Here is a 24,824-nt window from a genome sequence, read left to right on the forward strand (position 1 = left end):
CGCTCGATCGGCCCTGCGCTCCAGCCTAGTCCGAATCCGACAGCAACGCCCGCACCGGGCGTGGTCGGCCGGTCGGCCGGTCAGCGAGGATCCGGGGCTGGCTCGGAGATCGCTGACGCCGTCTCGTCGGCCTCGTCGAGGGGGCGCATCGAGACCCGCCAGGCGAGGACGCCGAGCAGTGTCAGCCCGAGCACGCTCGCCAGCAGGGGCGTGATCGAGCCGAGCGGGGGGTGCCAGTCGCCGGCGAAGGGGTTGAAGGTGCGGAAGGTCAGGTATTTGGGCAGCCCGTCCTGCCACCGCACCATCGTCAGGATGAGGACGAAGAGGTGGATCGGCAGGAGCAGGATGACGCTTATTCGGACCAGGGTCCGGCTGCGGGTGGCGTCGAGGCCGCGTTCCTCCCAGACGTACGCGGCGAAGAGCATCACCCCGGCGAGCATCGGCAGCATGTAGCGGCCCTGGGTGACGAACCCGGTCTGCTTGACCAGTGCCACCTGCATCACGGACGGCACCACGGTGCCGGCGACGATCAGGACGAGCAGCCGCCACCGGTCGACCAGCCGGCCGAAGACGAACGCGCCGATCAGTAGTGTCGCGGCGACGAACTGCCAGGTCAGGTAGATCGGCGCGGGCATTCGGGTGTCCAGCCACGAGGTCACGCCGACCATCTGGTCGAGGTAGCCGCGCCACCGGTCGGTTTCGGCGAGGGCGGCCTGGCCGTAGGTGTAGACGTGGCCGCCGTACTTGCCGAGGTCGGAGGTTTTCATCACGACGCCCCAGCCGACCGCGGTGACGGCTGCCACGGCGATGCCGCCGACCCACCACCAGACGGCCTTCTCGCGCACCAGCCGGCCGACGTTGCTCTGCCGCCACGGGAAGGCGAAGGCGACGAACGCGGCGGCCAACCAGAGGGGCCCGGTCTGCCGCAGCATGGCGAGCAGCAGTCCGCTGATGCCGGCGAGGATGAGGAGCCCGTGGTGCGGTTTGGGTCGGCGGTCCAGGAACAGCGGGATGGTCGCGGCGAAGAACGCCACGCCGGCGGCGATCTCCACGCCGTTGGGGTTGACGGCGCTGGCCATCTGGGCGGCCATCGGGGTGACGGCGACCAGCAGCCCGGCGATCATCAGACGGCGGCGGGACCAGGTCACCGCCACGACGAACGCGCTGGCGAGCAGCGCCGCGGCGATGCCGGCGCTGATGAACCGGGCGAGCAGCACCCCGGACCAGCCCGGCCAGAGGTCGAGTGGCCAGCCGACCAGGGCGTAGTAGACGGGGTGGTAGCGACCGGCGCCGGTGCCGGCGCGTACGGGGGTGTCGTCGCTGCCCGGTGGGACCGCGCAGGCGGCGGAGACGGCCGGCTTGAACTGCCAGCACTGTTCTCTGACCAGGCCGGCGGGGACGTCCTGGAAGGCCCCTGAGCCCTTCTTGGCGTCGGCCGGCGGCGGGGCGATCTCGCCCGCCGCCACTCCGGCGGCGCGGATCATGTGTTCCCGCTCGTCCGGTGTGCCGTCGTAGGGGGCGGCGACCGACCAGGCCCCGATGGTCAGCAGGAAGCCGACGAAGGCCAGGATCCAGACCCGGCGGGTGCCGGCGACGGCGCCGTCGCCGGCCGCAGGTTGTTCGGTCATCGCGGTTCTCTGCGCTGCCTTTCAGGGGGCGTGGGACGGATCAGGGCCCGGTGCCGGTCAGTCCGGCGTCGACTGGATGTCGAGGGTGAGCGCGGAGATCAGCATGTGGATGCCGGTCAGCAGCGGCCCGACGCAGAGCAGGACGCTGCCGGTGGTGGCGACGGGTGGGCCGAGCGTCTCGGCCAGCACCCAGATCCCCCAGCCGGAGCCGAACAGGATGAGGAACAGGCCGGTGAAGAAGAGCAGCGCGACGGCGGAGAACGAGGCGAGGACGTGCTTGAGCAGCATCCGCCGCCAGAAGCCGCGGAACAGGAGGCTGGCGATGCGGGGGGCGACCTTGTGGATGCGCATCGTCGACACCTCCTCGCCGTAGCTGGCGGGGACCGGTACGTCCTTGGCTCGGGCGTTGGCGATGTTGAGCCAGATGAGGAGGTCGTTCTCGAATTCGTAGCCGCGGGCCACGGCGGCGACGTTGAGCCGCAGCAGGGCCGACCGGGAGACCGCGGTGTAGCCGTTCTGCGGGTCGAAGAGGTTCCAGTAGCCGCTGGCGACCTTGGTCGCGAACGACAGGGCGACGCTGCCCAGCATCCGTACGGCCGGCATGTCGGCGAACGACGTGCGGGAGAAGAAGCGGTTGGCCTTGGTGAACTCGTAGCCGTCGTCGCAGATCGGGTCGAGCAGCGCGGGCAGGTAGGCCGGGTCCATCTGGGCGTCACCGGCCATCACGACGTTGATGTCGGCGCCCAGGAGGAGGGCCCGCTCGTGGCCGTCCATGATCGAACCGCCGACGCCGGTGTTCTTCTCGTGGTCGATGACGACGACCCGTGGGTCGCCCACCGCGCGGGCGCGCGCGGAGGTGTCGTCGGTGGAGCAGTCGTTGATGACCACGATGAAGTCCACGAAGTCGGGCATCGTGGTGATCGTCTTGCCGATCAGCCGGCTCTCGTTGTACGCCGGGACGACGGCGGCGATCTTCTGACCCTTGTACATGCTCAGCCGACCAGCGCGGTGTCGCGGATCTGCAGGCACACCTCGAGGGCGGCCAGGCCGTCCTCGCCGCTGACCACCGGTCGGCGGCGGTTGACGACGCAGTCGGCGAAGTGCCGCAGCTCGTGCATCAGCGGTTCGCCGTGCTGGGACAGGAAGGGGATCTCGACACGGCCGCTCTGCCGGTAGCGCACGCCACCCTCGGAGAGGTACTCGGAGTGTTCGATGCGGTGCACCTCGACCTGCTGGCGCAGCAGGTCGGCGATGACGCAGTCGTTGCGCTGGGTGAGGGTGACGCGGCGGATCTTGTTCTGGCTGACCCGGCTCGCGGTGATGTTGGCGATCATGCCGTTTTCGAACATGAGCAGGGCGAACGCCAGGTCCTGCTCGGCGGAGCGGACGATCCGGGTCGCCGCGCGGTGCGCGACGATCTCCGAGCCGGCCACCGTGCGGGCCAGGTCGACGTCGTGGATCATCAGGTCCAGCAGGACGTCGGCGAGGGCGCGGTTGGAGAACGGGCCGACCCGGGTGATCTCCAACGACAGTGGGTCGTCCACCAGTTGCAGGAGCTCTGTCACCGCCGGGTTGAAGCGCTCGACGTGGCCGACCATCAGCACGCGGTCGTGCTTCTCGGCGAGGTCGATGAGGCTCCGCGCGTCGGCGACGGACGTCGCGATCGGCTTCTCGACGAGCAGGTCCCGGCCGCTGCGCAGGATGCGTGCGCCCAACTCGCCGTGCGTCTCGCTCGGGGTCGCCAGGACGACGGCGTCCACGCCGGCCAGCGCCTCGTCGAGGTCGGTCGTGTACTGCGCGCCGATGGCCTTGGCCAGGGTGGCGGCCCGCTGGGGGTCGGGGTCGCAGACGGAGGTGACGGTGACGTCCGGCGTGGAGAGGGCCACCCGGCCGTGGTTCGCGCCCATGATGCCCGCGCCGATGATCGCCAAATTAGGCATTGAACGCACCTCGTACGGCCTCGATCACCTGGTCGACGTCGTCGTTGGCCAGGTGCTGGTGGACAGGAAGGGAGAGCGCCTCCTCGGCGGCGCGCAGGGCACGAGGGGTGTCGTCCGTGCCGATCTGCGGGTGACCCACGTAGCAGTCGTAGTGGTGCATGAGGCGGGGGTAGTACAGACCGTAGCCGATCTGCCGCTCGTCGAGCCGCTTGCCGAGGTCGTCGCGGCTCAGTGGCGCGTCGGCGCCGATCCGCACCGTGTACTGGTGCCAGACGTGGCTGCGTCCCGCCGGCACCGACGGGGTGGTCAGACCGGGCAGGTCGGCGAGGCCGGCGGTCAGCTTCGCGGCGTTCTCGGCCCGACGGGCGGTGGTCTCGGCGAGCCGGCCGACCTGCGGCACGGCGATGGCCGCCTGCAGGTCGGTCAGTCGCCAGTTGTGCCCCGGCGCCTCGTACTGGTACCGCACCCGCATGCCCTGGTTGCGCAGCAGCCGCAGCCGGTCGGCGATGGCGTCGTCGGAGGTGGTGATCAGGCCACCTTCGCCGCACTGCAGGTTCTTGGTGGCGTACATGGAGAAGCAGCCGACGCCGAACGAGCCGACCGCCCGGTCACCGACGCGGGCGCCGTGCGCCTGGGCGGCGTCCTCGACGATCGCGAGCCCGGCGGTGTCGGCGATCGCGGTGAGGGCCGTCATGTCGGCGGGCAGCCCGTAGAGGTGCACCGGCAGGATGGCCTTGGTCCGTTCGTTGACCAGCGCCTTGACCGATTCCGGGTCGATGGTGAAGTCGTCGCGGATGTCGGCAAAGCGGACCGTCGCGCCGGACTCGAGGATCGCGTTCAGGGTCGCCGCGAAGCTGAAGGGGGTGGTGATCACCTCGTCGCCGGGCTGCAGACCGAGCGCTTCGAGAGCGGCGACCAGGGCGACGGTGCCGTTGCTGACGGCCACGGCGTGCGGCACACCGCACAGCTCCGCGAAGGACCGCTCCAGCTCGGCGACCATCGGGCCCTGCGCCAGCCTGCCGGAGCGCAGAACCGACAGGACCGCGGCCTCTTCCTCGGGGCCGATGACCACCGACGTGATGGGAATAGACATGAGGGGTCTCCTGTGAGGTTCAGCGCTCTTCGAGTACGCCGGCGGGCAGCTGCTCGTCGCCGCGGGCGACCACCTCGCCGTTGCGGTTGACCCAGCCGAGGTGCCGGGCCGGGTTGCCGGCCACGAGTTGGTGCGGCTGCACGTCCCGGGTGACGACGGCGCCCGCGGCCACCAGGGCGTACTCCCCGATCTCGGTGCCGCAGACGATCGTGGCGTTGGCGCCGATGGAGGCCCCCGTGCGGACCAGTGTCGGCGTGACCTTCCAGTCCGGGTTCTGCGCCCGCGGGTTGAGGTCGTTGGTGAAGACAGCGCTCGGGCCGACGAACACCTCGTCCTCGAGCGTGACACCGTGGTAGACCGAGACGTTGTTCTGCACCTTGACGCGGTCACCGATGGTGACTCCGGCGTCGACGAACACGTTGCGTCCGATGGTGCAGCCGGCACCGATGCGAGCGGTCGACCGGACGTGCGTCAGATGCCAGATCCGAGTCCCGGCTCCGACCTCGGCCCCGGCCTCCACCTCGGCTGTCGGGTGGATGGAGACACTCGGCATGTCGGTCACTGCACACCTTCGGGGGGTCTCGGGGCGATCGCGGGACGGGGAGACGATAGCGTGCTCCACCGTGACGACACATGGCGGGTCCGCATCCGAGGGTCAGCGATGAGGGCGGCGGCCTCGGCGACGATCGCAGGCCTGACACGCCGCAGCGAGGTGCGTTTTCTGATCGTCGGCGGGCTCAGCGCGATCACCGACACCAGTGCGCTCTACCTGTTCCACGGGGTGCTGGGGGTGTGGCTTCCGTTCGCCACGGTGCTCGCCTTCGCCGTGGCGTTCGTGGTCAACTTCGGGCTCAACCGGGCCTGGTCGTTCGGCTCGACCGGCGACGTCGGCGGTCAGGCGTGGCGATACCTGCTGCTCGTGCTGGTCAATCTGGCCCTCACTGTCGCCCTCGTGCAGGGGCTGACCTGGGCCGGTCTGCCGTACCTGGTCGCGAAGGTGCTCACCACCGGCGGCCTGGCGGTGCTGAACCTCTTCGTCTCCCGCAGGTGGATCTTCACCGACGGTCAGCGCTGACGCGCCGGGCGGTCCGCCGCCGGGGTGCGCAACGGCAACCGGGGCGACGCGTTTCGACGCGTCGCCCCGGTTGAACGCTGGTGCTACAGGTACTGGCCGGTGTTGCTGGCGGTCTCGATGGACCGGCCGGCCTCGGCGCCCTTGCCGCCGGAGACGAGCGTGCGGATGTAGACGATCCGCTCGCCCTTCTTGCCGGAGATGCGCGCCCAGTCGTCGGGGTTGGTGGTGTTGGGGAGATCCTCGTTCTCGCGGAACTCGTCGACGCAGGCGTCGAGCAGGTGCTGCAGGCGCAGCCCCTTGCGGCCCGAGGTGAGGAACTCCTTGATGGCCATCTTCTTGCTCCGGTCGACGATGTTCTGGATCATCGCGCCGGAGTTGAAGTCCTTGAAGTAGAGGACTTCCTTGTCACCGTTGGCGTAGGTGACCTCGAGGAAGCGGTTCTCCTCGGTCTCGGAGTACATCCGCAGCACCACGGCGTCGATCATCGCCGCGACGGTGGCCTGGGGGTCGGTGCCGTGTTCGGCCAGGTCGTCCGGGTGCAGGGGCAGCCCGGAGAGGATGTACTTGGAGAAGATGTCCTTGGCCGCCTCGGCGTCCGGTCGCTCGATCTTGATCTTGACGTCGAGTCGACCGGGGCGCAGGATCGCCGGGTCGATCATGTCTTCCCGGTTGGAGGCGCCGATGACGATGACGTTCTCCAGGCCCTCCACGCCGTCGATCTCGCTGAGCAACTGCGGGACGATGGTGTTCTCCACGTCGGAGGAGACACCGGAGCCACGGGTCCGGAAGATCGAGTCCATCTCGTCGAAGAACACGATCACCGGCGTGCCCTCGCCGGCCTTCTCCCGGGCCCGCTGGAAGATCAGCCGGATGTGCCGCTCGGTCTCGCCGACGTACTTGTTGAGCAGCTCGGGACCCTTGATGTTGAGGAAGAAGCTGGTGTGCTTCTCCTTGCCCTGACGCTCAGCGATCTTCTTGGCGAGCGAGTTGGCCACCGCCTTGGCGATGAGCGTCTTGCCGCAGCCCGGCGGCCCGTAGAGCAGGATGCCCTTGGGCGGGCGGAGCTGGTGCTCACGGAACAGGTCCGCGTGCAGGAACGGCAACTCCACCGCGTCGCGGATCTGCTCGATCTGCGACTGGAGGCCACCGATGTCGCCGTAGTCGACGTCGGGCACCTCCTCCAGGACCAGCTCCTCGACCTCGCTCTTCGGGATCCGCTCGTACGCGTACGCCGAGCGGGGCTCGATCATGAGCGAGTCGCCGGCCCGGATCGCCGAGCCGATGAGCGTCTCGGCGAGGTGCACGATGCGCTCCTCGTCGGAGTGGGAGACCACCAGCGCCCGGTCGCCCGGCCCGCCGTTCGGTCCCTCCAGGATCTCCTTGAGCATCACCACCTCGCCGACCCGCTCGTAGCCGAACGCGTCGACGATGTTGAGCGCGTCGTTGAGCAGGACCTCCTGGCCGCGCCGCAGGTCACCCACGTCGAGCGAGGGCGAGACCGCGACCCGTAGTTTCCGGCCGCCGGTGAAGACGTCCACCGTGCCGTCCTCGTGCTTGGCCAGGAAGACGCCGTAACCGCTCGGCGGTTGCGCGAGCCGGTCGATCTCCTCCTTGAGCGTCACGATCTGCGTGCGAGCCTCCTTGAGGGTGCTCACCAGCCGGTCGTTGTTCTCGGTCAGCCGCGCCAACTGCGCCTGGGTGGCCGCCAGCCGCTCTTCGAGCTGCCGGACGTGTCGGGGGCTTTCGGTCAACTTGCGCCGCACCAGGGCGAGTTCCTCTTGCAGGAACGCGACCTGCGTGGAGAGATCGTGGGCTTCCTTCTCCCACCGTGCGGCGCGCGAGTCCGCGTCGTCGCTACGTGCTGCCACGTCCCACCTCCCCGGGGGGCTTGAACGTTCTGCCCTAACACTAGCCGCTATGAGGCCGATTCGGTCCCACGCAACACCCTCGTCACCGAACCTTGATCGCCAAGGGTGGCCTGGCGGGCCGTTACCGGCGTTCGGGTACCGTCGGAGCGTGGGACGGGAGAACATGGGGGGTGCACCGGTGGCCGAGGTCGCGACCGACGAGTTGCAGGTCTGGGTTGACCAGGATCTCTGCACCGGCGACGGGCTCTGCGTGCAGTACGCGCCGGAGGTTTTCGAGTTCGACATCGACGGCCTGGCCTACGTCAAGGGCGTCGACGGTGAGCTGCGGATGGCGCCGGGCAGCCGGGTCGACGTTCCCGCGCACCTGCGACTCGAGGTGATCGACTCGGCGAAGGAGTGTCCGGGCGACTGCATCCACGTGGTGCGCGGCGACGGCGTCGAGGTCGCCGGCCCGGAGGCCGAGGACGACTGACCCACCGGCCGGGCCGCGCGGCCCGGCCGGGTCCAGAAGGGGGTACGCCTCAGAGCATCGGCCGGCCGACCACCGAGGCGACCAACCGCGCGAACTCCTCCAACCGGGCGATCTGCCCGGCCCCACCGTCGTCGAGGGTCTTACCGAACCGCAGCGCGTCGTGCCGGGGTGTGCCGGCCATCTCCTCGCTCGGCGGCGCCTCGTCCAACGAGGTGAGCAGCAGGTAGACGTCGATGCTGTCGACCCGGATCTCGCCGCTGTCGGAGCGGTTGAGCCGTCGCCGGCAGCCCACCTCGGTGACGGTGGAGACCGGCACCACCCGCAGCGACGAGGTCATCGAGCCGGGTGGGCCCTCCTCCGGCGGCACGTCCTCGCCGTGCCAGAGGATGAGCCGGCTGCCGTCACAGACGACGACCTCCTGCCACACCCCGTTGACCTCGTTGACGAAGCGTTCCAGGGTGAAGCCGAGCACCGACGCGCCGCGCAGCACGCCACCGAGCGCCTCCAGGGCGACGTCCGGGTCCCGCAGGTAGGCCCGCGCCGCGGACTCCAGGTCCTGGTAGGGCGACCAGTCGGGAAAGACCGCGGGGAGGTCTCCACCGCCGTAGCCCGGTCGGCTCATGCCAGCGTCTCCCCCTGCTCGGCGCTGCCGACACCCCGCTCGATGGTCACGGCCTGTCCATCTCCCCCGTACCGTTGGCCTGAGCGCCCGCGGCCTGGGCGGCGGCGGCCTGTCGGGCCGCCTCCGCCTCGCGCAGGTCCTGGCGGCGCTGCGCGTACGCCTCGGTGCCCTTGCTGGGTTTGCGGCGACGCGGCGGCGCGGTGACCCCCGGCGCCAGCTTGCGCGCGGACACCAGGAAGGCGGTGTGCGCGATCATCCGGTGGTCGGGGCGGACGGCGAGGCCCTCGGCGTGCCAGTCGCGCACCAGGGACTCCCAGGCCCGTGGCTCGGTCCAGCCGCCGCGCTCGCGCAACGCCTCCACCAGCTCGGAGAGCTGCGGTGTGGTGGCGACGTAGCCGATGAACACCCCGCCGGGCACCAGCGCCCGCTCGACCATGTCGAGGGTCTCCCAGGGGGTCAGCATGTCCAGGATGATCCGGTCGAAGCCGGTCTCCTGGCACTGCGCGACGTCGCCGACGTGCAGGTTCCACGAGGGGTGCGGCCCGTTGAAGAACGCCTCGACGTTGCGCTTGGCGATCTGGGCGAAGTCGTCGCGCAGCTCGAACGAGTGCAGCTCGCCCTCGGTGCCGACGGCGCGCAGCAGGGAGCAGCTCAGCGCACCGGAGCCGGCGCCGGCCTCCAGCACCTTCGCACCGGGGAAGATGTCACCCATCGCGACGATCTGCGCCGAGTCCTTCGGGTAGATCACCTGGGCGCCGCGCGGCATGGACAGCACGTAGTCCGACAGGAGCGGCCGCAGGGCCAGGAACGCGGTGCCGCCACCGGAGGTGGTCACCACGCTGCCGTCGGGGAGCCCGATCAGCGCGTCGTGCGCCAGGATGCCGCGGTGGGTGTGGAACTCCTTGCCGGGCTCCAGCGTCACGGTGTGCATCCGCCCCTTGGGGTCGGTCAGCTGGACCCGGTCGCCGGGCCGGAACGGCCCGCGGTGCACGGGTGTCAGCGCCGGGGTGGCGGCGTCGGCGGCGACGGTGGAGGGAGTTGCGGTCACGGTGTCATCTTCCGGTTGGGTTCGAGGAGCTGTGCCAGGTCCCCGATGTGCAGAATGCCGACGACATCTTCGCCTGACGTCACCACGTACTGCGCGCCCGGGTGGGTCTGTACGGCCTCCATCACCCGCTCGCCGTCCCACCCGAGCGACAACGTGGGAAGTGTGCCCAGCGACCGGGCGACGGCGTCCACCGCCAGCCACGGTCGGCGCTCGACCGGCACCGCGTGCGCGGCGGTCGGGTCGACCAGCGCCACCGGTCGACCGGTCGAGTCGGTGACCAGCAGCGCGGCGTTCGGCTGCCCGCTCTCGGCGCGCCTGCGCTCGGCCTCGGCCAGCGGTGTGCCGGTGGCCACCGGCCAGACCGGGCGGGCCAGCCGGGCGAGGTCGATCAGCGGGAACCGGCGGCTGACCCGGGCGGCCCGGATCGACTGCCCGGCGCCGCGCCAGAGGGTGACGGCGACCAGCAGCATCAGCGGCAGCGCCAGCGGCGCCAGCCGCCGCTCGATGGTGAGCAGCAGCACCAGGGCCGCGGTGCCGACGGCGACGATCCGACCGGCCCACCCGGCGACCTCGGTGCCGAGGTGCCGGTCGCGGGTCAGCATCCACACGGCGGCGCGCAGCGCCCGGCCGCCGTCGAGCGGCAGCCCGGGCAGGCTGTTGAACAGCGCCACGATGACGTTGCTGACCGCGAGCTGGAAGGCGAGCTGGTGGGCCACTGTCCCCTCGGGCAGGGCGAGGGTGGCGGCGACCGCCAGGACGCCGAGCACCGCGGAGACGGCCGGGCCGGCCAGCGAGACCAGCAGGTCGACGCGGGGCGACGGGGCGTCCCGGTCCATCTCGGTGTAACCGCCGAGCAGCTCCAGGGTGATCCCGCGCACACCGATGCCGTACCGGCGGGCGGTGAGGGCGTGGCCCAGCTCGTGCAGCAGCACCGAACCGAGCAGCGACACGACGAACCCGAAGCCGATCAGGTAGCCGCTGAGCTGCGGCAGGCCCAGTTGCCGGCGGGCGAACTCGCCGTACAGCACCGCGATGAGCACCGCGAGCAGGACCATCGAGCCGTTGAGGTGCAACGGCACCCCGAACACCCGTCCGACGTTCAGGCCGAGACGCCGGTCCGGTCGGCGCGGCGGCCGGGTTGTCTGCTCCATCGCCACGATGCTACGGACCGCCGCTGTGCGGGGCGGGCGGCGGTCGGTGTCACACCGGTGCCCTAACCTTTGCCGACATGACGGCGGAATCGGTCACCACCCCCCAGCCCTCCCCCGCGGCGCAGGCGCCGCCGACGGTGCGGGCCTCGCTGTCGCCGTCGCGGGCGGCGGATTTCAAGACCTGCCCGCTGCTCTACCGGTTCCGCAGCATCGACCGGCTGCCCGAGCGCACCACCATCGAGCAGGCCCGGGGCACGCTGGTGCACGCGGTGCTGGAGCGTCTGTTCGACCTGCCCGCCACCGGCCGCACGCCGGAGGCGGCCGGTGACCTGGTGGCCCCCCAGTGGGACAGACTGGTCACCGAGCAGCCGGAGCTGGCCGGGATCTTCGACGACGCGGAGCCGGCCGGCCCGGTGGAGTTCCTCCGCTCCGCGGCCGGGCTGTTGCAGGGTTACTTCGCGGTGGAGGACCCGACCCGGTTGGAGCCGGCCGAACGCGAGAGCCTGATCTCCGCGGTGGTCGACGAGGAGCTGCTGATCCGGGGCTACCTCGACCGGCTCGACGTCGCCCCGGACGGCGCGCTGCGGGTGGTCGACTACAAGACCGGTGGCGCTCCACGGGAGGCGTTCGAGGCGCGGGCGCTGTTCCAGCTGAAGTTCTACGCCCTGGTGCTGTGGCGCACCCGGGGGGTGGTGCCGCGGGTGCTGCGCCTGCTCTACCTGCGCGACGCCGAGGTGTTGGACTACACCCCGGACGCCGACGAGCTGGTCCGCTTCGAACGCACGGTGGTGGCGCTGTGGCGGGCGATCGAGCAGGCCACCGCCCGGCAGGACTTCCGGCCCCGGCCGAGCCGGCTCTGCGACTGGTGCAGCCACCAGGCGCTGTGTCCCAGCTTCGGCGGCACCCCGCCGCCGTTCCCGGTCGCCGCCGCGAGCGCCGACCCGCTGCGCGACTCCCGGTCCACCCCGGTGGCGCCGGGCGCCGACGAGTGAGCGCCCGCTGACCGACGCGCCTGCCCCGGCGCGGCGTCGCCGGTCGACCCCGGGGGTGCGCCCGACGCCGGTGAACCGGCCGCAACGGCGCCGCATCGGTCGGGACAGGGCGACCGGCCGGCCTCTACGGTGATCCGCGACGCACCGGTTCCGGTGGGCGAGGATGACCGGTGCGCGCCACGAGGCCGGCGGGACGGGAGACGAGATGAGCGATCGGGCACCCTCGGCGCGGCCGGTGCGGATCCTGCTCGCCGACGACCAGCCGCTGCTGCGGACCGGGTTCCGGATGGTGCTGGGCGCCGAGAGCGACCTGGACGTGGTGGCCGAGGCCGGTGACGGGGTGGAGGCGGTGGAGTTGTCCCGCCGGCTGCTGCCGGACGTCGTGCTGATGGACATCCGGATGCCCCGGATGGACGGGGTGGCGGCGACCCGGGCGATCGTCGACGCCCGACTGCCGGTACGGGTGCTGGTGCTGACGACCTTCGACCTGGACGAGTACGTGGTGGGCGCGTTGCGGGCCGGTGCCAGCGGGTTCCTGGCCAAGGACGTGCCGGCCGAGGACCTGATCGCGGCGATCCGCACCGTCGCCGGGGGCGACGCGGTGGTGGCGCCTCGGATTCTGCGGCGACTGCTGGACCGCTTCGCGGAGCTGCTGCCCGACCCGGCGGTGACGCCGTCGGCGGCGCTCGACGCGCTCACCGACCGGGAGCGTGAGGTGCTCGTGCAGGTCGCCCGGGGGTTGTCCAACGCCGAGATCGCGAGGGTCCTGTCGGTGAGCGAGACCACCATAAAGACCCACGTCGGGCACGTGCTGACCAAGCTGCGGCTGCGCGACCGGGTGCAGGCGGTCGTGCTGGCGTACGAGTCGGGGCTGGTCCGCCCCCGGGCGTAGCCCACACCGGCCCGGCTACCTCACCTGGCGTACTCGAAGATCCCTCCGTGGGGGGACGGCTGGCGTTGCCGCCGTCACCTACCGTGACCGGAGACGGCCCGGTTCGGTTGACCCTCCTGTGGCGTCAGGCGGAAGTGTTGGTGCTGCCGCCCGCCCGGGGGGGGTGGGGAAAACGGTCTGCCGGTCGTCATGTCAGGGGCAACCCTGATCCGACATGGGGGTGCACCCGCAGCGGGAAATCCGCACCGGGTCCCCCCAGGGTCGGACGGGACGGGCGAGGAAAGCACCGATGATTGAACGGTCGCGCCGGACCATCGGGGGGCGGCGTGCGTTTTCGGACAGACGGAAGAGGTAGATGACGTGACCGCGACGGTAGGCCAGCAGGCGCAGGCCGCGGCCCGGGCGAACGACGTGTGGAAGGTGTACGGCAGCGGCGAGGCTCAGGTCATCGCGCTACGGGGGGTCAGCGCCGAGTTCGAACGTGGCCGCTTCACCGCGATCATGGGCCCGTCGGGTTCCGGCAAGTCGACGCTGATGCACTGCCTGGCCGGTCTGGACTCGGTGACCCGGGGGACGGTGTCGATCGGTGAGACGACTGTCACCGGGCTGGGCGACGCGGGGCTGACGAAGCTGCGCCGCGACAAGGTGGGCTTCATCTTCCAGCAGTTCAACCTGCTGCCGACGCTGACCGCCAAGGAGAACATCCTGCTGCCACTGTCGATCGCCGGGCGTAAGCCGGACCCGGCCTGGTACGACACGGTGATCGAGACGGTGGGACTGAAGGATCGACTGGACCACCGGCCGGCGCAGCTCTCCGGTGGGCAGCAGCAGCGGGTGGCGTGCGCGCGGGCGCTGGTCTCCCGCCCCGAGGTGATCTTCGCGGACGAGCCGACCGGCAACCTGGACTCACGCTCCGGCGCGGAGGTGCTCAACTTCCTGCGTAACTCGGTGCGCGAGCACGGCCAGACCATCGTGATGGTCACCCACGACCCGACGGCCGCCGCGTACGCCGACCGGGTGGTCTTCCTCGCCGACGGTGAGATCGTCTCGGAGCTGATCGAGCCGACCGCCGAGACGGTGCTGGACACCATGAAGAAGCTGGACACTCCGGCCGAGGTGGGCAACTGATGTTCCGCGCGACGCTGAAGAGTCTGCTGGCCCGCAAGGTCCGGCTGATCCTGTCCGGCCTGGCGGTGGTGCTCGGGGTGATGTTCGTCTCCGGCGCGTTCGTCCTCACCGACACGCTGGGTCGCTCCTTCGACTCGATCTTCGCCGACGCCTACTCGGACGTCGACGTGAACGTCGCGGCGAAGCCGAAGGTGCAGGTCAACGAGATGGAGGGTGAGCAGACGGCCGCCGCGCTGCCCGCCGCCGTGGTGGACCGGGTCACGCAGGTGCCGGGGGTGGCGTCGGCTACCGGTGTCGTCGCCGCCGACGGCGCCCGGATCATCGGCAGCAACGGCAAGGTGGTGACCTCGTTCGGTCCGCCGCAGTTGGGCGAGAACTGGACCGGCGAGGGCGAGCTGCTGCGGCTGCGTGAGGGGCGCGCGCCGCAGGCCGAGGACGAGATCGTCATCAACAAGGCGTTGGCCACGGCCGCGAAGGTGCAGGTCGGCCAGAAGGTCGGCGTGCTCACCGCGTTCGAGTCGAAGAAGCGGGACTTCACCCTGGTCGGTGTCGTCGGTTACAGCGGTGACCGGGACTCGATCGGTGGTGCCAACGAGGTCTTCTTCACCACTCCGGTGGCGCAGCGGCTGATGCTCGGCGAGCCCGATGTGTTCAGCAACATCACCGTACGCGCTGCCGGCGGGGTCTCCGACGAGACGCTGCGCGACGACGTGAGCGGTGCCCTCGGCGCGGACTTCGAGGTGAAGACCGGCGAGCAGTTGGCCGCGGACGCCGCGGGTGGCCTGAAGGAGGGCCTGTCCTTCTTCAACAAGATCCTGCTCGGTTTCGCGGCGGTGGCGCTGCTGGTGGGCACCTTCCTGATCCTCAACACGTTCTCGATCATCGTGGCGCAGCGGACCCGGGAGTTGGCGCTGATGCGCGCCATCGGGGCCAGCGGGCGGCAGATCATCGGTTCGGTGGTGCTGGAGGCCATCGCGGTGGGGTTGATCGCGTCGGTGCTCGGCCTGGCGGCCGGTATCGGGGTGGGCGCGCTGCTGGCGTTCCTGTTCGGCAAGTTCGCCGGTGGGCTGACCCTGGCCGGGATCGGCGTGCCGGCGGCGGCGGTGATCGGTGCGTTCGCCGTCGGTCTGGTGATCACCGTGGTGGCGGCGCTGCTGCCGGCGCTGCGGGCGTCGCGGATCCCGCCGATCGCGGCCATGCAGGACGTGGCCACCCCGGACCGGCCGTTGACCAAGGTCACCGTGGCCGGATCGCTGGTCACCGGCGTCGGCGCGGTGCTGCTGTTCCTCGGGCTCAGCGGCAACGCCGGCGGTCAGACGCTGTCCACCATCCTCGGTGGGGTGCTGTTCGCCTTCATCGGGGTGGCGTTGCTGACCCCGCTGATCAGCCGGCCGGTGGTGAGCCTGCTGGGCGCGATCTTCTCCTGGTCGGTGCCGGGCAAGCTGGGCCGGCTCAACTCCGGGCGCAACCCGCGCCGCACGGCGATCACCGCCGCCGCGCTGATGGTCGGCATCGCGCTGGTCACCGGCGTCACTGTCATCCTCGACTCGGCCAAGGGCAGCATCAGCGCGCTCGCCCAGGACACCATCAAGGCCGAGCTGGTGATCGCCGGCGTGCAGGGCGGTCCGCGTCCGCCGTCGTTCGACCCGGGGGTGCTGGACCAGGCCAAGGCCCTGCCCGGTGTGCAGCTGGTCGACGGCGAGTACGGCGACATGGCGAAGATCGACGGCGAGAGCACCTGGGTGGCGGCGAGCAGCGACCCGGCGTCGCTGCGGCAGATCTTCGGGGCGAAGCCGACCGCCGGTGACATCGACCGGATCGGGCCGACGCAGATGTTGGCCAGCTCGGACACGGCCACCTCCCGTGGCTGGTCGATCGGCTCGACGGTGACGGTGCAGCTGACCCGGGGCGAGGCCCGCACCTACACGGTCAGCGGCATCTACGAGTCGTCGCAGCTGACCAACCCGGTGACGCTGCCTCCGGCGGCGGCGAAGAACTTCGCCATCCCGCAGCCCATCCAGGGCTTCATCCAGCTGGCACCGGGCACCCGGGTCTCCGACGTTCAACCGCAGGTCGAGGCGTTGCTCGCGGACAGCCCCGAGGTGTCGGTGGCCGACCGGGACGCGTTCATCAAGCAGCAGACGAGTTCGCTCGACGGGTTGCTCACGATGATCCAGATCCTGCTCGCGCTGGCCATCGTGATCGCCGTGCTGGGCATCATCAACACCCTGGCCCTGTCGGTGCTGGAGCGGACCCGCGAGTTGGGTCTGCTGCGGGCGATCGGCCTGCGCCGGTCCCAGACCATGGGGATGATCACCGTGGAGGCGGTGGTGATCTCGGTGTTCGGCGCGCTGCTCGGCGTGGTGGTGGGCACCGGTCTCGGCGCCGCGGTGGTCGAGGCGCTCAAGGACGAGGGCATCACCGACCTGATCCTGCCCTGGGGGCAGATGGGAGTGTTCCTCGGTCTCGCCGCCGTCATCGGCGTGGTGGCCGCCGTGCTCCCGGCCGTTCGGGCGGCTCGGATCAACGTGCTGGGCGCCATCGCCCACGACTGACGCCGCAATCGAAGGGGCTCCCGCACCGCGGGGGCCCCTTCGTGCGTCAGGCTGCGGCCCGGTCGGCCAGCAGGTCCGCGAGAAACGCCAGGTCCACGCCGGTCAGGCTCTCCACCTGGCGTACGCCGACAATGCTCGGCAACGCCACCTCCGCCGGTACGGCCAGCACCGCCGCGCCGGCGGCGACCGCGCTGGCCACCCCGGTCGGTGAGTCCTCGATCGCCACGCACCGCCCGATCGGCACACCCAGCAGCCGGGCGGCGGTCAGGTAGGGCTCGGGGTGCGGTTTGGCGGCCACCACCTCGTCGCCGGCGACCACCGTGTCGAAGTTGTCCCGGCCGAGGGTGTCCAGGGCGATCTCGACCAGCGCCCGGGGGCTGGAGGTGACCAGCGCGGTGGGGATTCCCGCCGCGCGGACCGCGTGCACCAGCTCGAACGCGCCGGGTTGCCAGGGCAGGCCGGTGCGGAACAGCTCCAGGATCCGGGCGTTGATCCACGCCGCGCTGATCTCCGGATCCCGTTCGGGCTGCCCCAGGTCGTCGTGCAGGATGCGCATCGACTCGGCCATGGCGGTGCCGACGATCGACTGGCGGGCGTCGACGGAGAGCTCCCCGCCGTACTCCTTCGCGAGTTCCTGCAACGCGACGTCCCACAGCTTCTCGCTGTCGACCAGCGTGCCGTCCATGTCGAAGAGCACGGCGGCGGGGTAGGTGCTGCTCAGCGGAGCCTCCAGGGTCGTGGGCGACACCGGCGATCCTGCCAGCACCGCGCGTCTGCGGTGGCGGCAACGGGCGTCGGAGTGACCCGGGCAACCCACTCAGCCCAGGTCGCACTCCTTCAGGGAACCCTCGTAGCCGCGGAAGAACATGTCGGTGCGTTGCTCGGCGGTGCCGTGCGCGCCTTCGGCGAACCACGGCTGGTCCGGGTCGTCGCCGACCGCCGCCACCCCCTCCCGGAACTCGTCCAGGTCGCCCTCGGCGAGGGTCAGGGCGCCCGAGCGCACCGAGTCACCGAGGTACGCCCCAGCCATGCAGTCGGCCTGCAGTTCCTGCTGGATGGTGAAGCTGTAGTTGATGCCGAGCCGCACCTGGATGGCGTGCGCGTACTCGTGCCCGAGCAGGTAGAAGACGAACGCGTCGCCGACCTGGCGGAACGCCGCCACGGACCAGGCGACGTCGTAGGCGATGAAGTCGCCCCGCGAGCAGTAGACCGCGTTGTTGCGGGGCAGCCGCTGCCCACCGCAGGACACCTCGCCGTCGCGCTGGTACGGAATGATCTGCCGGATCGGTCGGAACTGCTGCCCCGATTCCTTGAACTGGGCCGCCCAGTACCGCTCGGCGACCGCCTGCGCGTCGGCGACGTCCTGTTCGAACTCGGCGATGCTGGTGGTGCTGTCGGCCCGGGTGGTGCTCGGGCCCGGGGAGGCGGCCGGCGGGTTCGCCCCGGGGCGCTCGGCCTCCGGCTCGACCAGCCCACCGCCGGCGCAGGCGAGTGAGACCAGTGCGGCGATCAGCAGGCCCGCCAACGGGCCCCGCGCGTCGCGTCCGAACCGTGCCGCCACTGTGCCTCCCCAGACATCGGTGCTCGGGCTGCGATGTACCCCGACGATACGGCCGTCACGCCCACCACCGGATTCACGCAAGCCGCGCCCAGACGGTTCACGCCGAGCGTCGCCGTGGCGGACGGTCAGGTGGATCGGTCAGCCGCTCGACTCCCGCCCGCGCTGCCAGGTGCCACCCTGGTCACCGTGCCGTTCGGCCTCGTACCGGTGCTGCCGACCCCGGGCCTCCCGCCCCGCCGCCGGATCGTCCGCGGAGTCCACCCGCCCCCGCCGAACGACAGCCGCCCAAGCCGCCCCCGCCACCCCCACAAACGCCCCCACCACCACCCACACCACCGTCACTCCACCAACCTAATCCCCACCCACCATCCCCTCGCTCACTGGTGATCAAGAGGTTGGCGTCAGCCCGCCCGGCGTGTCGTGACGCAAACTTCTTGATCACCAGATCGGGTGGGGTGGGAGTGTCCGGGAGCGGGGGTTGGGTTCGACGTTTCCGGTGGACGGTGCCGGGGCGGCACCGGAGACAGGAGGGCCACTGTGAAGTACATGATTCTGCTCTACGGGTCGCAGCAGGACTATGACGTGCTGTCCGGACGGGCTTCCGATCGGCCGGCGATGTCGGCCGAGCAGATCGCGGCGATGCACCACCACATGGAGACCTTCCACCAGGCGCTGGCCGAGTCCGGGGAACTGGTCGACGCCCGGGGCCTGAGCGAGCCGGTACACGCCCGCCGGGTGCAGGTACGCGAGGGAGCGCCGGTGGTCACCGACGGCCCGTACCCGGAGACGCAGGAGGTCCTCGCCGGTTACACCATCGTGGAGTGCACCAGCTTCGATCGGGCCACCGAGATCGCCGCCGGCCTCGTCGACCCGGACGCCCCCGGCGGGTACGTGGACGTGCGACCGGTGCTCGACGGCGTCGAGGACCTGGCCGGCTGACACGTGCCGGAAACCCCGACCGAGGACCTGTTGCGCGAACTGGCGCCGCAGGTCCTCGGCGCGCTGGTCCGCCGCTTCGGACACTTCGACACCGCCGAGGACGCGGTGCAGGAGGCGTTGATCGCCGCAGCCGACGGGTGGCCGCGCGACGGCGTACCGGACAACCCCCGGGGATGGCTGATCACCGTGGCGTCCCGCCGGCTGACCGACCTGCTGCGGCGCGAGCAGGCCCGGATGCGGCGGGAGGACACCGTGGCGCGGTGGACGCTGCCCGAGCAGCGGCACGCGCCCGCCGCCGACCATGAGGCGGCGGACGCCGACGACACGCTCATCCTGCTGTTCCTGTGCTGCCATCCGGCGCTCTCGCCGGCCTCACAGATCGCGCTCACGCTGCGTGCGGTGGGCGGGTTGAGCACCGCCGAGGTGGCGCGGGCGTTCCTGGTGCCGGAGGCCACGATGACCCGGCGGATCAGCCGGGGCAAGCAGCGCATCCGCGACAGTGGACTGCGGTTCGCGCCGCCCACCGGCCCGGAGCGCGCCGACCGGCTCGCCGCCGTGCTGCACGTGCTCTACCTGGTCTTCACGGAGGGGTACGCCCGTACCGCCGGGCCCGGGTTGCTGCGGGCCGACCTGACCGCCGAGGCGATCCGCTTGGCCCGCCTGGTGCACCGGCTGCTGCCCGACGATCCCGAGGTCACCGGGCTGCTCGCGTTGATGCTGCTCACCGACGCCCGCGCTCCGGCGCGGATCGGCGCGCACGGCGAGCTGGTGCCGATGGCCGAGCAGGACCGCACGCGGTGGCGGGCCGACCAGATCGCCGAAGGAGTCGAGCTGATCACCGGTGCGCTGCCGCGCGGGGTCGTCGGGGCGTACCAGCTCCAGGCGGCCATCGCGGCGGTGCACGACGAGGCGCCCAGCGCGGCGGCCACCGACTGGGCGCAGATCACCGCCCTGTACGAGGTGCTCCTCGGGATGTCCGACAACCCGGTGGTGGCGCTCAACCACGCGGTGGCGGTGGCGATGAGCCGGGGCGCTCCGGCCGGGTTGGCGCTGCTCGCCGACCTGGCCGACGACAGTCGGCTCGCCGACGACCCTCGACTGCCGGCCGCCCGTGCCCACCTGTGGGAGCGGGAGGGTGAGCGGGTCGCGGCGCGCGAGGCGTACCGGATGGCGGCGGCGCGCTCGACGAACCTGGCACAGCAGCGCTACCTGAACGCCCGCGCGGACCGTCTCGCGGGCGACCCGCCCCCCACCGACTGAACCAGCGGGCCGTGCCGGGGCACAGGCTGGCGGCCAGGAAGCGTCAGGGGCTGCCAGGAGGCGTCACGGGCTGGCGGCCAGGAAGACGAAGGCCGCCAGCAGCACCAGGTGTACGCCGCCCTGCAACACGTTGGCCCGGCCGGGCACCACGGTGAGGACGGCGGTCACCGCGGTGAGCGCGAGCAGGGCGAGTTGGGTGCCGCCGAGGCCGAGCAGCAGCGGGCCTTCCAGCCAGATCGAGGCGACCGCTATGACCGGAATGGTCAGGCCGATGCTGGCCATCGCCGAGCCGAGCGCGAGGTTCAGGCTGATCTGCACACGGTCGCGGCGGGCGGCGCGGGCTGCGGCCAGGGTCTCCGGCAGCAACACCAGCAGGGCGATGATCACACCGACGAACGCGTGCGGCAGGTTCGCCGCGGCGACGCCGGCCTCGATGGTCGGGGAGACGGTCTTGGCGTCGCCGACCACCGCGATCAGTGCCACCAGCAGCAGTCCCAGGCTCATCAGGGCCGCCCGGGTGCTCGGCGGCTTGGCGTGCTCCTCCGCGTCGATCACCTTGCCCTTGCTGTCGACCGGCAGGAAGTAGTCGCGGTGCCGACCGGTCTGCACGAGGACGAACAGCCCGTAGAGGGCCAGCGAGGCGACGGCGGCGAACGCGAGCTGGGCCGGGCTGAACTCCGGGCCGGGCCGGGCCGTGGTGAAGGTCGGAATGACCAGGCTCAGGGTGGCCAGGGTGATCACGGTGGCCAGGGCCCCGCCGGTGCCCTCCGGGTTGAACACCGCGACGCGGCGGCGCAGCGCCCCGAGCAACAGGGACAGGCCGAGGATCCCGTTGCAGGTGATCATGACGGCGGCGAAGACGGTGTCCCGGGCGAGCGACTGGGTCTTCTCCGGCCCGCTGATCATCAGCGTGACGATGAGGGCGACCTCGATCACGGTGACCGCGACCGCGAGCACCAGTGACCCGTACGGCTCCCCCACCCGGTGGGCGACCACCTCCGCGTGGTGCACGGCCGCGAGCACGGCACCGCCCAGCAGCACCGCGACCACCACGATGAGCAGGCCGGGCAGGTCCCGCCCCCAGGTGGCGACTAACACCAGCAGAGCGAGCACGGGTACGGCGAAGGTCCAGTCGGTCAGGCGGGAGCGAAGCAGGGCGGCCATGCCGTACAGAGTGCCAGGCCAGGTGATCATGTGCCCACCATCGACGCAGCGTCTGCCGTGTCGAGGTCCACAACGAGCAAACCCGTAACCTGTAGGTTACTCTTTCGGGGTGGATGAGGTGGCCGTCGCGATCGCCGACCCGGTACGCCGGCGCATCCTGAGCATGTTGCGCGACGAGCCCCTCTCCGCTGGCGTCATCGCCGCGCGGTTCACGATCAGTCGACCCGCCATCAGCCGCCACATACGGTTGCTGCGGGAGAGCGGGCTGGTCCGTGACGAGCTGGTCGGACGGCAGCGGATCTACCGGCTCGACCCCGGCCCGCTCGCCCCGCTGCTCGACTGGCTCACCGGGCTCGCCACCGTCGACCGCTGGGAGCGGCACCTCGACGCGCTGGAGACCGAGGTCTATCGCACCCGCCGAGAGCGCCGCAGCCGTGGCCCGGCGGAGCACCGAAGGGAGCACACGGCATGACCCGCACACCCGCAGGACGCCTGTTTCGCACCGCCACGGGGCACGATCTCGTCCTCACCCGGACCTTCCGCGCCCCAGTGGAGGACGTCTGGGCCAGCCTGACCGAGTCGGAGCGCACCGCCCGCTGGTTCGGCCCGTGGGAGGGCGAGGCCGGGCCCGGACGGACCATCCAGGTCCAGATGGCGTACGAGGAGCAGCAGCCCTGGTGTGCGGTACGCATCGACGTGTGTGAACCGCCACTGCGCCTCGCCGTGTCGATGATCGACGAACACGGCAACTGGCTGCTGGAGCTGTCGCTGACCGAGACCGACGGCACCACCGAGCTGCGATTCGTGCAGCACCTGAGCAGCGTGGCGGGCATCGCCGAGGTGGGCGCCGGTTGGGAGTACTACCTGGACCTGCTGGTCGCCTCCCGCGACGGCTCGCCCCGCCCGCGGTTCGACGACTACCACCCGGCAATGCAGCAGTACTACCAGGGGCTGGCCGCCGCGACGGCCGGCTAGGGGTCCAGCTCCCGCCGCAGCCTGGCGAACTCGGCGGTCAGCGCCGGCAGGGGAAAGTGCGCGTTCAGGCCGCTGGGGTTCGGCAGCACCCAGACCCGGGCCGGCCCGAGCGGCTCCGGTCGCGGACCCAGGACGGCCGTCGGTCGGGCGAAGGCGACCCGGTACGCGGTCACCCCGAGGATCGCCACCCACCGCGGCCGGTAGCGCTCGGCCTTCATCGCCAACCCGGTGACCCCGGCCACCAGCTCCTCCGACGTCAGCTCGGCGGCGCGGGCGGTGGCCCGGTTGCTCAGGCTGGTGATGCCCAGGCCCTGCCGCAGCAGCTCGTCGCTCTCCCAGGAGCACAGCTGGCGGTCGGTGAAGCCAGCCCCGTGCAGGGCCGGCCAGAAGCGGCTGCCCCGGCGGGCGAACGGCTGCCCCACGGCGGCCGAGTAGAGGCCCGGGTTGTAACCGCAGAACAGCACGCGCAGCCCGGGGCCGATCACGTCCGGCAGACCTCGGCCGGCGGCATCCGCCACCTCCTGCCGGGTCGGCCGTCGCGGCGGCCCCGCACGCTCCGCGTCCACGGCACCGATCCTGCCGTACGCCCGGCGCCGGCACCGGCGCGCGCTCTGACACAGTGACCCGATGCAGTCCGACGACCACCTCGCCGCCAGCCGCTACGCCCGGATGCGCTGGAACACTCCGCTCTCACCGGAGCACGCCGCGCTGCTGCTGCAACGGCTCGACGTCCGCCCCGGCTCACGCGTGCTCGACCTCGGCTGCGGCTGGGGTGAGCTGCTGCTGCGGGCGGTCGCCGCCGGCGGTGTGTCCGGCCCGGTCGCGACCCGGGGCGTCGGCGTCGACACCGACGACGCCGTTCTCGCCCGAGGGCGGCGACTCGCCGCGGATCGGTCGCTGAACCGGCACGTCGCGTTCGTGACGGGGGAAGCGGCCGCCTGGCAGGAGCCGGCCGACCGGGTCCTCTGCATCGGTTCGGCACACGCCTTCGGCGACACCGCGGCGGCCCTCGACGCCCTCGCCGCCGTGGTACGACCCGGTGGGCGACTGCTGTTCGGCGACGCCTACTGGGAACGGCCCCCCACGGCGGAGATCGCCGAGGTCTTCGGCCCGGATGTCGCGACCCTCCCCGGGCTGGTCGAGGCCGCCCGCGAACGCGGCTGGCGGCTGCTGCACCTGAGCACCGCCGACCAGCGGGAATGGGACGACTTCGAATCCAGCTGGCTGGCCGGCCGGCAGGAGTGGCTGCTGGCGTACCCGGAGGATCCTCGTGCGGCCGACGTCCGCGCGGAACTCGACGACCGGTTGCGCGAGTACGTGGGCGGTTACCGAGGTGTCCTCGGCCTCGCCTACCTCGTCCTCGGTCGCTGACGGCCCCGGTCACGTCTGGACCGAACGGCCGAGCTGAACTGGCAGGCAGGAGAACCGGAGCCGACCGGTTGACAAGCCCGTTCGGCGCCGCTCGTTCTCACGACGTCACCGGCGTCGGCTCGCGCGGGTGGGTGACCAGACGGTGCGTGCGGAGCCCGTAGGCGCTGGCGGGGCCATCCGGTCCGGGCGCCGCGCCCGCGGGTGGGTGGGCTGGTCGGCTGTGCGGGCCTCGGCAGCCCGACGGAGACGACGGCGAGCAGCACCGCCGCGACGATGCCGTCGAGCCAGTAGTGGTTGCCCGTGGTCACGACAACCAGCAGGGTGACGAGCGGATGCGCCAGCCACAGCCACCGCAGGCGCCCGCCGTTCACGGCGATGAGCGCGACGGCGACGGCGAGCGCCCAGCCGACGTGCAGGGAGGGCATGGCGGCGTACTGGTTGCTCAACGCGTCCGTGTCGGGCGGGCCGTAGACGGCGGGCCCGTAACGGCTACCGGTGTCCACCATGCCGGTCAGGGCGGTCAGTCGCGGCGGCGCCAGCGGAACCAGGAAGTGCAGCGCCAGTGCGGCCGCGGTGAGCCCGGCGAGCATGCGACGCGTCCAGAGATAGCGCACGGGGTGTCGTACGTACAGCCAGATCAGACAGCTGATCGTGGCGGGGAAGTGCACGTACGCGTAGTAGCCGTTGGCCAGGTGCACCAACAGCTCGTGGGAGAGCACGGGACGTTGGAAGGCGGCCTCGTCGGGCAGGTGGAACAGACGCTCCACCCGCCAGATCCATTCCCCGTTTCCCACCGCTGTCGACGCCCGGTCGGCCCCCGCCACCCGCGCCGCCTTGTAGACGAGGAACAGGGTGGCGACGAGCCCCAGCTCACGCATGGCCCGGCGCAGTGCTACGGCTCGCCGGGCGGGTGCCGCTGGCAGCTCCGCGGTATCCACAGACCCCTCGATTCGGTGACGTTCGCTCGTACCGGCCCTGGCTGAACAGACCGGGGCCGCCGCCGTCATCCGGATGGACGGCCCCACCGACGAGGTCATCCGGGCATACGAGGCGTACGCGAACAGCAAGTAGAGTTCCGCGAACGTCCGGC

General features: G+C 71.4%; 26 protein-coding genes. 11 read left to right on the forward strand and 15 right to left on the reverse strand.

Annotated elements, in window-relative coordinates:
• Nucleotides 1-80 precede the first annotated feature (80 nt).
• From AB0C03_RS08315 to AB0C03_RS08335, 5 genes are read right to left on the reverse strand one after another with little or no spacing between them, the layout of a single operon-like run.
• Nucleotides 81-1,628 (reverse strand): DUF2142 domain-containing protein, encoded by a 1,548-nt coding sequence (locus AB0C03_RS08315; protein WP_357635472.1) that lies wholly within the window; start codon nucleotides 1,626-1,628, stop codon nucleotides 81-83.
• A gap of 57 nt (nucleotides 1,629-1,685) precedes the next feature.
• Nucleotides 1,686-2,618: a glycosyltransferase family 2 protein gene (locus AB0C03_RS08320; protein WP_030332896.1), complete on the reverse strand. Its 933-nt coding sequence runs from the start codon at nucleotides 2,616-2,618 to the stop codon at nucleotides 1,686-1,688.
• Between the two features lie 2 nt (nucleotides 2,619-2,620).
• Nucleotides 2,621-3,568, reverse strand: a complete 948-nt coding sequence (locus AB0C03_RS08325) for a Gfo/Idh/MocA family protein (protein WP_081883858.1) — start codon at nucleotides 3,566-3,568, stop codon at nucleotides 2,621-2,623.
• A complete protein-coding gene (locus AB0C03_RS08330) occupies nucleotides 3,561-4,661 on the reverse strand; it encodes a DegT/DnrJ/EryC1/StrS family aminotransferase (protein WP_030332892.1) in 1,101 nt (366 codons plus the stop codon). Before AB0C03_RS08330 ends, AB0C03_RS08325 begins: the two co-directional genes overlap by 8 nt.
• 19 nt (nucleotides 4,662-4,680) lie before the next feature.
• Nucleotides 4,681-5,214, reverse strand: a complete 534-nt coding sequence (locus tag AB0C03_RS08335) for an acyltransferase (protein WP_030332890.1) — start codon at nucleotides 5,212-5,214, stop codon at nucleotides 4,681-4,683.
• Nucleotides 5,215-5,373: 159 nt separating this feature from the next.
• Here AB0C03_RS08335 and AB0C03_RS08340 point away from each other — a divergent pair, with 159 nt between their 5' ends.
• Nucleotides 5,374-5,736 carry a GtrA family protein gene (locus tag AB0C03_RS08340; protein WP_167337305.1) on the forward strand — a complete coding sequence of 121 codons (363 nt, stop codon included), beginning with the start codon at nucleotides 5,374-5,376 and terminating at the stop codon, nucleotides 5,734-5,736.
• Nucleotides 5,737-5,819: 83 nt separating this feature from the next.
• Here the strand turns inward: AB0C03_RS08340 and arc are convergent, their stop codons facing one another.
• Nucleotides 5,820-7,604, reverse strand: a complete 1,785-nt coding sequence (gene arc / locus AB0C03_RS08345; protein ID WP_030332887.1) for a proteasome ATPase — start codon at nucleotides 7,602-7,604, stop codon at nucleotides 5,820-5,822.
• A 178-nt stretch (nucleotides 7,605-7,782) separates the two neighbouring features.
• On the opposite strand from arc, the gene AB0C03_RS08350 reads away from it, so the two are divergent.
• Entirely contained in the window at nucleotides 7,783-8,076 is a 294-nt protein-coding gene (locus tag AB0C03_RS08350) for a ferredoxin (protein WP_030332886.1), read from the forward strand.
• 49 nt (nucleotides 8,077-8,125) lie between these two features.
• Here the strand turns inward: AB0C03_RS08350 and AB0C03_RS08355 are convergent, their stop codons facing one another.
• The 3 genes from AB0C03_RS08355 to AB0C03_RS08365 are packed head-to-tail and all read right to left on the reverse strand — an operon-like array spanning nucleotide 8,126 to nucleotide 10,834.
• Entirely contained in the window at nucleotides 8,126-8,698 is a 573-nt protein-coding gene (locus AB0C03_RS08355) for a hypothetical protein (RefSeq protein ID WP_030332883.1), read from the reverse strand.
• Between the two features lie 46 nt (nucleotides 8,699-8,744).
• Nucleotides 8,745-9,746: a tRNA (adenine-N1)-methyltransferase gene (locus tag AB0C03_RS08360; RefSeq protein ID WP_030332881.1), complete on the reverse strand. Its 1,002-nt coding sequence runs from the start codon at nucleotides 9,744-9,746 to the stop codon at nucleotides 8,745-8,747.
• Nucleotides 9,743-10,834, reverse strand: coding sequence for a site-2 protease family protein (locus tag AB0C03_RS08365; RefSeq protein WP_435823363.1), 1,092 nt, complete (start codon nucleotides 10,832-10,834; stop codon nucleotides 9,743-9,745). The genes AB0C03_RS08360 and AB0C03_RS08365 overlap by 4 nt, the downstream gene beginning before the upstream one ends.
• A 140-nt stretch (nucleotides 10,835-10,974) precedes the next feature.
• Here AB0C03_RS08365 and AB0C03_RS08370 point away from each other — a divergent pair, with 140 nt between their 5' ends.
• From AB0C03_RS08370 to AB0C03_RS08385, 4 genes are all read left to right on the forward strand, one after another.
• Nucleotides 10,975-11,889 carry a RecB family exonuclease gene (locus AB0C03_RS08370; protein ID WP_030332877.1) on the forward strand — a complete coding sequence of 305 codons (915 nt, stop codon included), beginning with the start codon at nucleotides 10,975-10,977 and terminating at the stop codon, nucleotides 11,887-11,889.
• A 205-nt stretch (nucleotides 11,890-12,094) separates the two neighbouring features.
• Nucleotides 12,095-12,781 carry a response regulator gene (locus tag AB0C03_RS08375; RefSeq protein ID WP_030332874.1) on the forward strand — a complete coding sequence of 229 codons (687 nt, stop codon included), beginning with the start codon at nucleotides 12,095-12,097 and terminating at the stop codon, nucleotides 12,779-12,781.
• Between the two features lie 360 nt (nucleotides 12,782-13,141).
• Entirely contained in the window at nucleotides 13,142-13,909 is a 768-nt protein-coding gene (locus AB0C03_RS08380; RefSeq protein ID WP_030332873.1) for an ABC transporter ATP-binding protein, read from the forward strand.
• Nucleotides 13,909-16,464, forward strand: a complete 2,556-nt coding sequence (locus AB0C03_RS08385; RefSeq protein ID WP_357635480.1) for an ABC transporter permease — start codon at nucleotides 13,909-13,911, stop codon at nucleotides 16,462-16,464. The genes AB0C03_RS08380 and AB0C03_RS08385 overlap by 1 nt, the downstream gene beginning before the upstream one ends.
• Before the next feature lie 46 nt (nucleotides 16,465-16,510).
• On the opposite strand, the gene AB0C03_RS08390 is transcribed toward AB0C03_RS08385, so the two are convergent.
• From AB0C03_RS08390 to AB0C03_RS08400, 3 genes are all read right to left on the reverse strand, one after another.
• The gene (locus AB0C03_RS08390) at nucleotides 16,511-17,161 is read right to left on the reverse strand and encodes an HAD family hydrolase (RefSeq protein ID WP_357635557.1); all 651 of its coding nucleotides are present in this window, start codon (nucleotides 17,159-17,161) and stop codon (nucleotides 16,511-16,513) included.
• A 120-nt stretch (nucleotides 17,162-17,281) separates the two neighbouring features.
• On the reverse strand, nucleotides 17,282-18,025 hold the full coding sequence (locus AB0C03_RS08395; RefSeq protein ID WP_030332866.1) for a neutral zinc metallopeptidase: 744 nt from the start codon (nucleotides 18,023-18,025) through the stop codon (nucleotides 17,282-17,284).
• Nucleotides 18,026-18,163: 138 nt separating this feature from the next.
• Complete coding sequence (locus AB0C03_RS08400; RefSeq protein ID WP_030332864.1) at nucleotides 18,164-18,367, reverse strand: hypothetical protein; 204 nt, start codon at nucleotides 18,365-18,367, stop codon at nucleotides 18,164-18,166.
• A 204-nt stretch (nucleotides 18,368-18,571) separates the two neighbouring features.
• Between AB0C03_RS08400 and AB0C03_RS08405 the strand changes: the two genes are divergently transcribed.
• Nucleotides 18,572-18,964: a YciI family protein gene (locus tag AB0C03_RS08405; RefSeq protein ID WP_357635560.1), complete on the forward strand. Its 393-nt coding sequence runs from the start codon at nucleotides 18,572-18,574 to the stop codon at nucleotides 18,962-18,964.
• A gap of 3 nt (nucleotides 18,965-18,967) precedes the next feature.
• On the forward strand, nucleotides 18,968-20,224 hold the full coding sequence (locus AB0C03_RS08410; RefSeq protein ID WP_210865931.1) for an RNA polymerase sigma factor: 1,257 nt from the start codon (nucleotides 18,968-18,970) through the stop codon (nucleotides 20,222-20,224).
• Between the two features lie 63 nt (nucleotides 20,225-20,287).
• Here the strand turns inward: AB0C03_RS08410 and AB0C03_RS08415 are convergent, their stop codons facing one another.
• On the reverse strand, nucleotides 20,288-21,388 hold the full coding sequence (locus AB0C03_RS08415) for a calcium:cation antiporter (RefSeq protein ID WP_030332858.1): 1,101 nt from the start codon (nucleotides 21,386-21,388) through the stop codon (nucleotides 20,288-20,290).
• 109 nt (nucleotides 21,389-21,497) lie between these two features.
• On the opposite strand from AB0C03_RS08415, the gene AB0C03_RS08420 reads away from it, so the two are divergent.
• Both AB0C03_RS08420 and AB0C03_RS08425 read left to right on the forward strand, forming a co-directional pair.
• Entirely contained in the window at nucleotides 21,498-21,860 is a 363-nt protein-coding gene (locus AB0C03_RS08420; protein WP_357635485.1) for an ArsR/SmtB family transcription factor, read from the forward strand.
• Nucleotides 21,857-22,363, forward strand: a complete 507-nt coding sequence (locus AB0C03_RS08425; protein WP_210865929.1) for an SRPBCC family protein — start codon at nucleotides 21,857-21,859, stop codon at nucleotides 22,361-22,363. Before AB0C03_RS08420 ends, AB0C03_RS08425 begins: the two co-directional genes overlap by 4 nt.
• Here the strand turns inward: AB0C03_RS08425 and mug are convergent.
• Nucleotides 22,360-22,929, reverse strand: coding sequence for a G/U mismatch-specific DNA glycosylase (gene mug / locus AB0C03_RS08430; RefSeq protein WP_357635489.1), 570 nt, complete (start codon nucleotides 22,927-22,929; stop codon nucleotides 22,360-22,362). The two genes, AB0C03_RS08425 and mug, sit on opposite strands and share 4 nt — an antisense overlap.
• Nucleotides 22,930-22,990: 61 nt before the next feature.
• Here mug and AB0C03_RS08435 point away from each other — a divergent pair, with 61 nt between their 5' ends.
• The gene (locus tag AB0C03_RS08435) at nucleotides 22,991-23,734 is read left to right on the forward strand and encodes an SAM-dependent methyltransferase (protein WP_210859148.1); all 744 of its coding nucleotides are present in this window, start codon (nucleotides 22,991-22,993) and stop codon (nucleotides 23,732-23,734) included.
• Here the strand turns inward: AB0C03_RS08435 and AB0C03_RS08440 are convergent.
• Complete coding sequence (locus AB0C03_RS08440) at nucleotides 23,713-24,612, reverse strand: phosphatase PAP2 family protein (protein ID WP_357635492.1); 900 nt, start codon at nucleotides 24,610-24,612, stop codon at nucleotides 23,713-23,715. The two genes, AB0C03_RS08435 and AB0C03_RS08440, sit on opposite strands and share 22 nt — an antisense overlap.
• Nucleotides 24,613-24,824 lie beyond the last annotated feature (212 nt).

It is taken from the genome of Micromonospora parva, from assembly GCF_040649675.1.
Lineage (GTDB): Bacteria > Actinomycetota > Actinomycetes > Mycobacteriales > Micromonosporaceae > Micromonospora > Micromonospora parva.